Raw genomic sequence first — 11863 nt, 5'->3', positions numbered from 1 at the left:
CGAATATCGACAACAACAAATAACAACAAAAAAACAAATTGATACATACACAGCAAATAAATCTTGAGTTTAAAACGTAAAAAATCAAACCCAAACATAGCGTTAAAGGTCTTTAAGCAAATTTAAGCGATTATTGATAAACCGATACAAATAGAATCAATTGAACACCTCGCGTTACGAAATACCAATCTACTCAATTTAATATACATAGTTAGCAAAATGTATCGCTTTATTTTATGGTGATTTTAGGCTGTATCTAACGGATGGAAAAATAAACGAGCAAAATAAAAATGCCACTCAAATTGAGTGGCATTTTATTAACCGCTGTAGATTACTTAGCAGTAATCTTACAACCTTCTACACTTTCAGAGTTTTCATACACAATGTCACCTACTGGATTATAATCAGCTGCAACAATGGATTGTTTCTCTTTCAGGAAGGAATAAAGTAAATCGGCGTCTACATAACCTGTCTGGATTGGGCTCGCCAGTTTAGGATAACCGTCACCACCTGCAGCGTTAAAGCTAGGTACAGTGAATTTGTAGTTTGCTGTAGCGCTGAACTCTTTACCATTGATTTCATGAACTGTCGCTTTTTTAGCCACGCAGTCAATGGTCATCTTCACGCCGGTAATTTGCGCATAACCACCTGAACCAATTTGTAAACTACCCACAGCCCCTAAATAATCAGCAGCCGCCGCACCAGTCATTTCGTTTAAGGTTACCATGTTGCCGAAAGGTTGAACGGTGAGTACATCACGGTAAGTAATGTTACCCGCTTTAATAGAAGCGCGCACACCACCAGAGTTCATCACGCCAAAATCAGCAGATACTTTAGCACTTTGTGCCATAGCTAACATACGGCCTAAGTTGGTTTGTTTGTTACGTACGTTTGCACGCTCACCATCAAGCAGCGCATCGGTAGTCGCAATCACTTCGTCTAACTTAGCTTGACCTTTCTCTTGATAGTAAGAAAGCAGCTCTTTTAACTCTGTATCAGGCTCAATCTTTTCACCAACGAGTACTTTTTTCTTGTTACCCGCTTCATCAGTGACTTCTTTAACTAAGTTCACTGGCACTAATTTATAGCTGGCTAAGTGAAGTTCACCATTAAAGTATTCAAAGTCCGCACGACCGACATACTTACCCCATTCGTGGGCTTGCATGATCCAAGTGCCATTTTGTTGATCTGGTGCGCAGGCATCGCCCGGTTTGAATGCTGCATAGGCCTTATTACCTGGCTCCATACAGACGGGATTTTGTGAATGACCACCAATCACCACTTGAAGTTCGCCTTCCTTAAGTGAACGGGCTAACGCCACATCACCAGGGGCATTGCTACCATTTTGGCCATCTGCGTAGTGACCCATATGCGTCACAGCAAAAATGATGTCTGCCGACTTAGCATCTTTGATTTCTTTGATGACTTTGGCAACTTCAGTCTTTGGATCTCTGAACTCTAATTCACTAATGTATTCAGGGTTACCGATCTTAGCAGTATCTTCAGTGGTTAGACCGATAACAGCTATTTTGACACCATTAACATCAAATATTTTATAGGCATCGAAATAGCGAGTACCATCAGTCTTATAAATGTTAGCCGCTAACATAGGGAATTCAGCAAGACTACGTTGCATGTCCACAATGGATAATGGATTATCAAACTCATGGTTACCGACCGCCATTGCGTCGTAACCAATTTTGTTCATACCGGTAAAGTCAGGAATCGCATCTTGTAAATCGGATTCAGGCACACCAGTGTTAATATCACCACCAGAAAGCAACAATGTTTGACCACCTTTCTTGCTGACTTCAGCACGAATTTGATCAACCAAAGTTTTCTGAGCAGCTAAACCATATTCACCATCTTTGTTTTCCCAAAAACGGCCATGGTTATCGTTTGTATGTAATACCGTAAATGTTTTACAGGCAGCACCCGCTTCGGCGCAAGTTGTTGGAACTTTGTCATCATCACTATTACAACCTGCTAACGCAGCAAGCACGGCAGTGGCAATTAATCCTTTAATAAGCTTATTTGTCATTACATCAACCCCTTGATTTTAATTATTTTATCATAGATAGATTGTGCGAGTACCATCAACTCTCGCGTCACGCATAATATCAAAGAATAAAGATGAATTGTGTCATTTTTATTAATAAACGTGACTTTAATGTGGGATTTTTGGCGAGTTTTAATACAGTTTTGTTTCAAATAAAAAATAAGCTAATCGACTTATTTTCACTTTTCGAATTTAATGACAATTAAAAATATAATTGTAAATTTAAACGCTTTAATTTAAGTAGCTTACAGAAGTTTCGCAGACAGCCGCATTGTTCTTTATAAAAAACATCAAGCGGCAAAAAATTGTTTACCGCATGATGATTTTATAAGCATTTAGATTTAACTACATTTCAAAACGCTGTTGTAACCAAGCACTAATCGCTTTTAATTGCACTGGAATAACTGAATGTGGCATCGGATAGGTTTGCCATTGCACCGGATATCCACCGGCAATTAACGCCTCTTTTGCCAACAATCCGGCCGATAACGGAACGACATCATCCTGCTCGCCATGCTGCTGCAAAATCGGCGTGTCAGCATTGGCCACACTTAGTTGGCTTGGCAATACATCACCCGTTGGCAAATAGCAGGATAACGCCATAATACCGGCAAGTTTTTGAGGATAGCGTAATCCGGTAAAAAGACTCATCACTCCGCCTTGGCTAAATCCTGCCAGCACAATGCGATCACTAGGAATACCTGCGGCGATCTGTTCATCAATCAGCGTCTGAACACTTAATTCTGATGCCATCACGCCCTGCATATCCGCTCTATCATGCAAGTCCATACTTTTAATGTCATACCAAGCACGCATAATATAACCACCATTGATGGTGACCGCCTGCTCAGGTGCATGGGGAAAAATAAAGCGAATACTGTGATCCGCTGGCAACCCTAGCGCAGGTACAACGGGGGCAAAACCAGCACCAGAATCGCCTAACCCATGAAGCCAGACCACAACCGCGGTCGCCTCAACTTGGGGTTCAATCACAATACGTTCGAGCGTCATACTGATATATCCTTTCTAAATCACATTGAAAATTAAGGTTAAACGTCAAGCACATTTGGCAATAATCAAGTGTGCTTACAAATAATCAATCCCGAGGAGTGCTTGTAACGCATCGAGCTGTTCCGCGTTATCTAATTTCATGCTCCAACGCACGCCGCCACCATTGGCGATGATCATTGGAGGGTCAAGCCTAAGGCTAATATCTTCGGCACTCGCTTGAAGCACAACATTGGCCACGCTTAATCTGATCTGTACTTCAAACTCTGTTGCTATCAGCTTACCCTGTGAAAAATCCAGTACCATAGTTGTCCTGTTGTAGCTATAAGACATTGTGAACACGCGTCATGATAACAAAGTTATATCGCTGGGGATGTACTTTTACATACCCGATAACCTCAATGAGCCAAGTCGCTTTGCATCCCCCTGCAAGAGTTAAATAGCACACTCTGGCGTGCGTTTTCGTAAAAAAGTAACCTTTCCTCAACGTCAACCTCATCCCAAATTAAGTTTGATTACATTTTAGTGTCAGCTAAATAGCCCCAAACCTACTGAGTTCGAGTAAACTCACGCCCCAACGAATACAGTCGCCCGCGGCGATCGCGTTTTACACCATACAAGAATCACAACACTGGGTGGTTATATGTTTTTATCCCGTCGTACCCTCATTAGCAGTGCCCTGTTGCTACTGATGCCATTAGTACAATATGCCAATGCAACCAATAGCTTACATAATAGTAATGTTGCTAGCGTCGCCTCCAGCCAATTGCATACTGCCACCGATGAACTGACCTTTGCCAATTACCAACAAGTAAGTATTCGCCACATTGAACTCGCATTAAATGTGGATTTTGAGCTGCAACAACTTTCGGGCGACGCCATTCTCGAGCTAGATTGGCATAAAGCAGGCAAGATGCTGGTGTTAGATACCCGTGACCTGACGATTAACAGTGTCAGCATGTTAAATGCAAACGGCCAATGGCAATCCGTGCCCTTTAGTTTAGGTGCGGCCGATAAGGTCAAAGGCGCAGCGCTCACCATCAATCTGCCTCAAGAGCGAGTCGCTAAGATCAAAGTTAATTACCATACATCCAAGAATCCATCAGGCATTCAATGGCTGACTCCAGAGCAAACCCAAGGTAAGCAATGGCCATTTATGTTTAGCCAGAGCCAAGCCATCCATGCCAGGAGCTGGATCCCGCTGCAAGATACGCCCGCAGTGCGCCAAACCTACAGCGCCACAGTCACAGCCAAGCAAGGCATTAGCGTCGTGATGAGTGCAGACCGAGAGAGCGTGTCTGCAACTCAAACCCAATTCACTATGCCGCAGGCGATTCCTGCTTACTTGATTGCCATTGCCGCAGGACACCTGCAATTTGCCGCCTTAGACGACACCTCAGGCATTTGGGCCGAGCCCGAAATGCTTGCCAAGGCCAGCAAAGAATTTGCCGATACGCCGGAGATGATCGCCATCGCCGCCAAACGCTACGGCGATTACCGCTGGGGTCGATACGATTTACTGATCCTTCCGCCGAGTTTTCCCTTCGGCGGGATGGAAAACCCGCGATTATCCTTTATTACCCCCACGGTGATCGCAGGAGATAAAAGCCTAGTGAGCTTAATCGCCCACGAGCTGGCCCATTCTTGGTCGGGCAATTTAGTCACTAACGCCACCTGGCGCGATCTCTGGCTTAACGAAGGTTTTACCACTTATGTGGAAAACCGCATTATGGAAGATCTCTATGGCCGCGACCGCGCCCTGATGGAGCAAACCATTGGTTACTCTGAGCTATTGGCCGAATTAGCCGAGTTGCCCGCCGGTGATTCTGTACTGCATATTGACTTAGGCGAGCGCGATCCCGACGATGCCTTTAGCGGCGTCCCCTATGTGAAAGGACAATTATTTTTGCGCTTCCTCGAGCAAAAATTTGGCCGCGAGCGCTTCGACACCTTTGTGAAAAGCTACTTCGATCACTTTGCGTTTCAAAGCATTACCACGGAGCAGTTCCGCAATTACCTCACGCAGCAGTTATTGCAAAAATATCCCAATATCGTCAGCGAGTCCGAAGTGGATACTTGGGTGGAGGGACAAGGTTTACCTAGCTTTTTAGTGCCCCCCAACTCACACGCCTTCGATGATATCGATGCCCAGCGCCAAGCATGGTTAGAAGGCAAGCGTGCCGCCAGCGCCCTAAACACTCAGGACTGGACTGTGCATCAATGGCTACGCTTTATTAATGAAATGCCAAGGCTAAATCTCACTGAGCAACAATTAGCCGAGTTAGATAAGGCCTTTCATTTTACTGGCACCCACAATAATGAAATCGCCTTTGCTTGGTATGCCCTCGCCCTCGATAACGGATACTACAGTGTCTTACCAGCACTGAAACAACATTTAACCGAGATTGGCCGGCGCAGGCTGATTGTGCCCTTGTACCAAAAACTGGCGAGCAGCGAGCACTATGACTGGGCTAAAGCCATCTACCTTGCGGCGCGCAGCGGCTACCATCCACAGACTCAAGCCAGTTTAGATATGATGTTTAGCGATACCCCGATTGAACACGAGCATTAACCGCAAGTGAAGATTGATCTGGAGTGTGAAAACGAAGAATTAAGTCAATTCATCGCAGTAAGCGCGGTAAAGAGCGGTTTGAGGTGAATTTACCGTCACGAAATGAGGTTAAAGCAGAATTCAAATAATAACCCAACAAAAAAGCCCAAACTTAGGTTTGGGCTTTGCTTTATCATCGGCAGGTGATTGTATCGCAGCACTTAAAATGCGCTAGCAGCGCTATCAAACATCACATTCTGACCGATTAGTGGTGATGACCACCGACACCATGAGCATGACCGTGGGCGATTTCTTCATCGGTCGCATCTCGGGCGCCAACCACTTCGATATCGAAGGTTAAGTCACGGCCCGCTAATGGATGGTTAACATCCACGGTCGCCATAAATTTACCGACTTTTACGATTGTCACTTGACGTTGACCGTGGTCAGTATGAACTACCGCCGTCATACCTGGCTTCCAAACACTTGCGCCTAACAGGTGCTTTACCGATACACGTTGCTGCGCCGCTTCACCTTCAATACGTTGACCATAGGTTTCAGTGCATGGCAGCGTCACTGTGAACTTTTCACCAACCGCTTTACCATTAATCGCATTCTCAACACCAGGCATCATGTTGTCATGACCGTGTAAATAAGCGATAGGCTCGCGACCTTCGTTCGTCTCGATCACTTCGCCTTTTTCGTCGCGCAGGGTGTAATTAAACTGCACAACCATATCGTCTTTAATGTTCATCGAATATCCTTTGACTTGCTTCGATTTCAAATGTCGGCCGAGCTTAACAAAACTGGCCTTTGCACTCCACTGTTTTATCCCTACAAAACCACTGCGCCAATGGAGCGCAGTGGTTGCTTCAAGCATTGTCTGCGGGCGATGACCTATAACGAGGCGTCTATCAGAGTGAAATACCTAGGGCAGTAAAGACTTCAGGACTTGGGAAACCATCGGCAATCATATTATTACTGCGTTGGAATGCTTGGATCCCCGCAGTCGAATTGCGGCCTAACACACCATCAGGTTTACCAACATCAAAGCCGGATTCATTCAGTTTGGTTTGTAACTGTTTGATTTGCTCGCGGCTCAAACGTGGCTGCTCGGGCGGCGCGACTTTTAATGGTTCGCCGCCATTAATTCTATCAGCCAAATGGCCCACGGTAATGGCGTAAAACTCCGAGCGATTCCAACGCATAATCACATTGAAGTTTTCATAGCCTAAAAACGCAGGTCCAGTGTGACCTGAAGGCAAATATAGCGCGGCCTTCATATCAATAGCGGGCAAAGACAATCCATTCGTTTGCCGCACAGATTGCGCCGCCCATTGTGACAGAGGCTGCGCCTCTTTAGCCCCAAGATGTTGGTAGCTAAAATTGTTTGGCAATAATACTTCGCGGCCCCAACGCTCGTTACGCTGCCAGCCTAAGTGTTGTAGAAAGTTAGCCGCTGATGTGAGGGCATCCTCTGTGCTATTCCACAGATCCGCTTTACCGTCTCCATCGCCATCGATGGCATATTTAGCATAAGCCGAGGGCATAAATTGAGTATGCCCCATGGCGCCCGCCCAAGAGCCCACCATAGTGCTCTTATCAAAGCCATATTTTTCTTTAAGCTTAAGCGCTTGCATCAGCTCAGTCGTAAAATAATCACTTCGACGAGGCTCACAGGCTAAGGTTGCAAGGGAATCTAAGACGGACATTTTGCCTTTATAAGAACCATAGTTGGTCTCTAGTCCCCAAAAAGACAGAATGTATTGTGGCTGTACGCCGTATTGCTGCGCGAGTTTATCAAGCAATACTCGGTGTTTTTTCAGTAGACGTCGACCTTCATTAACTCGCCAATCCGTTGCCCGTTTGGTGAAATAATTCGTGAAGGTTTGACTAAATTCAGGCTGAGCTTGATCAAGCTCAATCACCTTAGGTACAAACTGTAGGCTTGCCACTGTATTGTTAATCGTCTCTTCAGATAGACCTTCACGTTGCGCGCGCGCCTGAAGGTTTGCAACACACGTAGGAAAGGCGGCCGCATGGCTGGCGATAATCTCGTTCAATTGCACGGCTTGCGCCTGTTCGATAGCAATTTGACTATTATTGTCAGACGTAGCATTAGCGGTAGGCGCGCTAGAACAAGCACTTAAGCTAACACAGGCCGTGATGCTCGCTGCAAGATAGTACATGCCTTTTGCTTTCATCAAATCAATTACTCCTCAATTCAGTGCTAAGGTATGCCTTAGCTGAGCAAGACACGAGTTGGGATCGACTCATGCCAAGAGAGATACGATTTTTAGCCACAAAGCAGTTGCTGGCTTAATTCAAGGATAAACGAGAATGAACAACGGCTAAAAATCCACAAAGGTATTTTCTCCCCCACTGGAAATCCTCCAGATGCGCGTAATTCCGGTTAACCCGATTTACGCCTCTAGAGCGCACATCCTGACCGATAGCGCCCGTCAACACAATGCTCATCACAATAAATACACGGATAAATTCGCTTATTGCTCAGTTAAACAACAGCGAAAAAATCTTAACAAAGAATCCCTTGGTCTATCTAGCCGTTGCCGTATAATGGGTGAGTTAATAGCAACTTCAAAGAGACCTATCATGACTGAAATCAACGCGGCTTTAGCTGGCTTTATCGAAAACGTAAAAGAGCATCAAACACTGTGGGGTTTGATGGATGAAACAGGCGAAGGCTGGGTGGTTTGTGACTCAGGCGAGTTCGAAGACACTGATGTAATGCCTTTGTGGTCAAGCGAAGCGCAGGCAAAATCCCACTGCACCGAAGAATGGAAAGACTACCAAGCCGTTGCGATTAGCCTTGAAGAATTTCTTGAATACTGGGTATTCGATTTAAATGATGATGGCGTGCTCATTGGCGTTGATTGGCAAAGCGATGAAGAATGTTTAGAACTCGATCCTATCGTACTTGCCAAAAATTTAGTTGATGTTGAAGAAGCTTAATTTTCTCAGCGTCATGCTTAACACATCAAGGCCAGAGGAACTCTGGCCTTGATGTTGCCTATTACTTGTATCGATATTCCCTTCGATAAGCGCCACCTTTGCTGGTTTTGTGGCGAACCTTGTAAAGATTTTTTTGAATATCATGCAACGCCGCATGCGCCCCATCCTTCCCTTGCCGTACCATGCTGCAGCGAATGCTTAAAACTGGCGAAACAACATCCCTTAACCTCAATTTGGGACTGCCGAATGGCGGTTAAAGATGCCTTAATGGCCCTTTACGCTAAACATTTAGCCATTGGCATTAATTGGACAGAAGCGGAACTCGCCGAGTCTGAGTTTTCCTGCAAAGTGTTTGAAGGCTTTAAAAAAAGTGCTTGGATGATGTATCAAATTGCCCGCGACAGGATCAACTTTCCCGGATGGCCCATTCTGCTTGAAGGGGTTGACCTCGAATGTCAACAAGACAGTACTCAGTTTGAGTTCGATGGCGTAAGCTATTCATCATTGCCTGCTGCCATTCACTACTACAGCAAACAATTTTGCTTAGATTCAGCCTTTTTTGCAGAATTACTTAGGCTCGTTGGTAAACATCGATTTAGCTACGCACTCAGGCTTGCACGTATCCACATTGCCGCGGCGAAAGAAATGAAGCGCCAAGTGTTAGCCGATGTCAAAGCAGAATTAAGCGAGTAGCCACCCAAACTAAAACCTTATGTTTGTAAAAGCAGCCGACTCGTTTAGATGAAGTTATTTACCGAGAACTTGTTTTAACCTGTCCTGTACGACTTCGACCAGTAAATCAGGTTGGAATTTAGAAATAAAACGATCACAGCCCACCTTCTCCACCATCGCATTGTTAAAGCTACCACTCAGCGAAGTATTTAGCGTGATAAATAAGTCCGCCATAGCCTTATCATTACGGACTTCATAGGTCAGTTTGTAACCATCCATTTCAGGCATTTCGGCATCGGTGATCATCATGAGCAGTTCTTTGGCGACATTCTTACCTTCATCGCGCCATTTTTGCAGTAAATGTAACGCCTGCAACCCATCGGAGGCTTCGATAATTTCAATACCCAATTGGCCAAGCGTTTCACGCACTTGCCGCCTTGCCGTCGATGAATCGTCTACAATCAATATTTTCCGGCCGGGCATTTTGTCTAACAAGCTCTCATCTAACACACCTTCAGATAGGCTAATATCGTAATGGACAATTTCAGCCAGCACCTTCTCCACATCGATAATTGAAACCAATTGCGACTGGCCTTGATACTCGATTCGGGTGATTGCGGTAAGATAATTATTCCGACCCGCCGTTTTCGGCGGCGGCATAATATCACTCCACGTCATATTGATAATATGCTCGACTTTACCGACTAAAAATCCCTGCACACTGCGGTTATATTCAGTGATGATCATATTGGCATTATCATCTGGCGGCACAGGTTTGAAGCCAATGGCCGAACGCAAATCAATCACCGGAATAGACATTCCTCGAATATTGGCTACACCAGAAATATGCGGATGGCTCCCAGGCATAGCGTTAAGGTGTGGTAGTTTAACGACTTCTTTAACTTTAAAGACGTTAATCGCAAATAGCTGCATCGAATTAATGCGAAACAGCAGCAGTTCAAGCCGATTTTCACCGACGAGATTGGTGCGTTGATCTACCGTTGCCAAGACATTTGCCATAATGCGACTTCTCTACTCTGGGGAGGAAGAACTTCCCTCAGCTGCTAAGGATTAAGCTAAATTATAGCGGCAAACTCGCAATGAGAACCATGTGATATGTCGATTTTATCTAAAAATTACAATCACTCTGATGCGAAAACTGCTCATTTCTCGGGCAAGCAGTTTACAGAACAAACAATCAACCCATGCTCAATTCAATATTCAGCGATATAAAGACCTTAAGGTTTAAGCAAAACCCTTTTGAGCCAGCACCATACCGCTCAAATTAAACAGATTCCTGTCACATACAATCTTAAACCCCGCTTGGCGAAGCATATGCAATAATTGCTGATGGTCAAATCGATTCTGCTGCGGATGCTCAAACAACCGGCGACTCAATGGATTACAAATCGCGGCACGGTAAAGATCTTCTATCACAAAATACCCGTTCGGCTTTAATACTCTGGCGACTTCAACAATCGCGGATTGCCAGTCAGGAATATGGTGGAACACCGCAAAATTAAACACGATGTCAAACTGTGCATCCTTAAAAGGTAATGCGGTTGCATCGGCAACACTAAAGTCGAGCTGTTCGAGCCCATGGGCTGAAGACTGCCAGCGGGCCTTAGCAGCACTCACCATCTCAGGGTCGAGGTCCACCGCGGTAACATGCTCGGCACCAAAATGCTCACGGATCAAATGAATACCATTGCCAAAACCACAACCAATTTCGAGCGCCTGTTGAATATACACAAGCGGTTTAGGCATCATTGAGGTCAATAATGGTGCTTCAATATGGTTTTGCAACCAAAAACGCAGCGGATGCTGAACCAGCTTTTTCTCGAATGGATTTAACTTCATCATATCCCCTTAAATGAGTAGGCTGTTGCTTGAAACACTGATCAAATTCTGATGATGGTACGTAATGATAGAAACTTAAGTTCACTCGAGGCCACTATGAAATTACCTCTTTTTCCATTACCCATCTGTTTATTACCTGAGGGATATACTCAATTACGAATTTTTGAACCTCGATATAAACGTTTGGTGGCTGAATCACTTAAATCAGGCGATGGTTTTGGCCTGTGTATGACCTCAGAGGAAAATAGCACGCTTTATCCTATTGGAACGCTAGTTCATATCATTGACTTTGAGACCTTACCTGATGGCATGTTAGGTGTCAGCATTGAAGGGAAACAACGATTTACTCTCGGCGACATCAATGTGGAGTCCGATGGTTTAAAGCGCGCGCAAATCAGTCTAATCGATAACTGGCCAGCAGCAAAGATTCAAAAAAATGAGCGTTATCTCAGTGATATGCTGCAAAATATTCTGAAAGAGTACCCAAAGCACCTACAACAATATCAAGCGGCACAATTTAATGATATCGCATGGGTTTGCCAACGCTGGCTTGAAATTTTACCCATACGTTCAGCCGAAAAGTACACCTGCATTAATGCGCTCGACCACCAGCTCACACTGGATTTATTAAAAACCGTTATAAAATAATTTTCAGTGATCCAATTTCTAGGGCGCTGCGTATTTGTCTGCATGCTTATCGAACATTGACAGCGAAGCGGGATTTGAAGCCATGTTCGAAC

General features: G+C 44.9%; 11 protein-coding genes. 4 read left to right on the top strand and 7 right to left on the bottom strand.

The genetic code is table 11. The features are described from left to right. Positions 1 to 331 precede the first annotated feature (331 nt). From ushA to IEY09_RS13270, 3 genes are all read right to left on the bottom strand, one after another. Positions 332 to 2041 (bottom strand): bifunctional UDP-sugar hydrolase/5'-nucleotidase UshA, encoded by a 1710-nt coding sequence (gene ushA, locus IEY09_RS13280; protein WP_069454797.1) that lies wholly within the window; start codon positions 2039 to 2041, stop codon positions 332 to 334. A gap of 363 nt (positions 2042 to 2404) precedes the next feature. Then, positions 2405 to 3070, bottom strand: coding sequence for an alpha/beta hydrolase (locus tag IEY09_RS13275; RefSeq protein ID WP_188871407.1), 666 nt, complete (start codon positions 3068 to 3070; stop codon positions 2405 to 2407). A 75-nt stretch (positions 3071 to 3145) separates the two neighbouring features. After that, positions 3146 to 3373 (bottom strand): DUF3389 domain-containing protein, encoded by a 228-nt coding sequence (locus tag IEY09_RS13270; RefSeq protein WP_037425292.1) that lies wholly within the window; start codon positions 3371 to 3373, stop codon positions 3146 to 3148. Positions 3374 to 3710: 337 nt separating this feature from the next. Here IEY09_RS13270 and IEY09_RS13265 point away from each other — a divergent pair, with 337 nt between their 5' ends. Beyond that, complete coding sequence (locus IEY09_RS13265; RefSeq protein ID WP_188871404.1) at positions 3711 to 5639, top strand: M1 family metallopeptidase; 1929 nt, start codon at positions 3711 to 3713, stop codon at positions 5637 to 5639. A 244-nt stretch (positions 5640 to 5883) separates the two neighbouring features. On the opposite strand, the gene IEY09_RS13260 is transcribed toward IEY09_RS13265, so the two are convergent. Both IEY09_RS13260 and IEY09_RS13255 read right to left on the bottom strand, forming a co-directional pair. Next, the gene (locus IEY09_RS13260; protein WP_037425387.1) at positions 5884 to 6372 is read right to left on the bottom strand and encodes an FKBP-type peptidyl-prolyl cis-trans isomerase; all 489 of its coding nucleotides are present in this window, start codon (positions 6370 to 6372) and stop codon (positions 5884 to 5886) included. Between the two features lie 160 nt (positions 6373 to 6532). Beyond that, positions 6533 to 7825, bottom strand: coding sequence for a lytic murein transglycosylase (locus IEY09_RS13255; RefSeq protein ID WP_037425298.1), 1293 nt, complete (start codon positions 7823 to 7825; stop codon positions 6533 to 6535). 406 nt (positions 7826 to 8231) lie between these two features. On the opposite strand from IEY09_RS13255, the gene IEY09_RS13250 reads away from it, so the two are divergent. Both IEY09_RS13250 and IEY09_RS13245 read left to right on the top strand, forming a co-directional pair. Beyond that, positions 8232 to 8591 carry a DUF2750 domain-containing protein gene (locus IEY09_RS13250; protein WP_037425300.1) on the top strand — a complete coding sequence of 120 codons (360 nt, stop codon included), beginning with the start codon at positions 8232 to 8234 and terminating at the stop codon, positions 8589 to 8591. A 51-nt stretch (positions 8592 to 8642) separates the two neighbouring features. After that, positions 8643 to 9284: a hypothetical protein gene (locus IEY09_RS13245; RefSeq protein ID WP_144346324.1), complete on the top strand. Its 642-nt coding sequence runs from the start codon at positions 8643 to 8645 to the stop codon at positions 9282 to 9284. A gap of 54 nt (positions 9285 to 9338) precedes the next feature. Here IEY09_RS13245 and IEY09_RS13240 read toward each other — a convergent pair whose 3' ends face one another. Both IEY09_RS13240 and IEY09_RS13235 read right to left on the bottom strand, forming a co-directional pair. Then, the gene (locus IEY09_RS13240; RefSeq protein ID WP_037417686.1) at positions 9339 to 10283 is read right to left on the bottom strand and encodes a chemotaxis protein CheV; all 945 of its coding nucleotides are present in this window, start codon (positions 10281 to 10283) and stop codon (positions 9339 to 9341) included. 225 nt (positions 10284 to 10508) lie between these two features. Next, positions 10509 to 11123 (bottom strand): class I SAM-dependent methyltransferase, encoded by a 615-nt coding sequence (locus tag IEY09_RS13235; RefSeq protein WP_144346341.1) that lies wholly within the window; start codon positions 11121 to 11123, stop codon positions 10509 to 10511. Between the two features lie 96 nt (positions 11124 to 11219). Between IEY09_RS13235 and IEY09_RS13230 the strand changes: the two genes are divergently transcribed. Beyond that, a complete protein-coding gene (locus IEY09_RS13230; protein WP_188871402.1) occupies positions 11220 to 11771 on the top strand; it encodes an LON peptidase substrate-binding domain-containing protein in 552 nt (183 codons plus the stop codon). The last annotated feature ends 92 nt before the right edge of the window (positions 11772 to 11863 follow it).

The sequence above is a fragment of the Shewanella xiamenensis genome, from assembly GCF_014647135.1.
GTDB classification, from domain to species: domain Bacteria; phylum Pseudomonadota; class Gammaproteobacteria; order Enterobacterales; family Shewanellaceae; genus Shewanella; species Shewanella xiamenensis.
Note: the sequence above shows the minus strand (reverse complement) of the source record. Positions and strands in the feature narration are given on the sequence as shown.

What these genes read in the sequence shown, in the direction of transcription:
- ushA (WP_069454797.1), bottom strand. Translation starts at nt 2,041, where the DNA reads ATGACAAATAAGCTTATTAAAGGATTAATTGCCACTGCCGTGCTTGCT.
- IEY09_RS13275 (WP_188871407.1), bottom strand. Translation starts at nt 3,070, where the DNA reads ATGACGCTCGAACGTATTGTGATTGAACCCCAAGTTGAGGCGACCGCG.
- IEY09_RS13270 (WP_037425292.1), bottom strand. Translation starts at nt 3,373, where the DNA reads ATGGTACTGGATTTTTCACAGGGTAAGCTGATAGCAACAGAGTTTGAA.
- IEY09_RS13265 (WP_188871404.1), top strand. Translation starts at nt 3,711, where the DNA reads ATGTTTTTATCCCGTCGTACCCTCATTAGCAGTGCCCTGTTGCTACTG.
- IEY09_RS13260 (WP_037425387.1), bottom strand. Translation starts at nt 6,372, where the DNA reads ATGAACATTAAAGACGATATGGTTGTGCAGTTTAATTACACCCTGCGC.
- IEY09_RS13250 (WP_037425300.1), top strand. Translation starts at nt 8,232, where the DNA reads ATGACTGAAATCAACGCGGCTTTAGCTGGCTTTATCGAAAACGTAAAA.
- IEY09_RS13245 (WP_144346324.1), top strand. Translation starts at nt 8,643, where the DNA reads ATGTTGCCTATTACTTGTATCGATATTCCCTTCGATAAGCGCCACCTT.
- IEY09_RS13240 (WP_037417686.1), bottom strand. Translation starts at nt 10,283, where the DNA reads ATGGCAAATGTCTTGGCAACGGTAGATCAACGCACCAATCTCGTCGGT.
- IEY09_RS13235 (WP_144346341.1), bottom strand. Translation starts at nt 11,123, where the DNA reads ATGAAGTTAAATCCATTCGAGAAAAAGCTGGTTCAGCATCCGCTGCGT.
- IEY09_RS13230 (WP_188871402.1), top strand. Translation starts at nt 11,220, where the DNA reads ATGAAATTACCTCTTTTTCCATTACCCATCTGTTTATTACCTGAGGGA.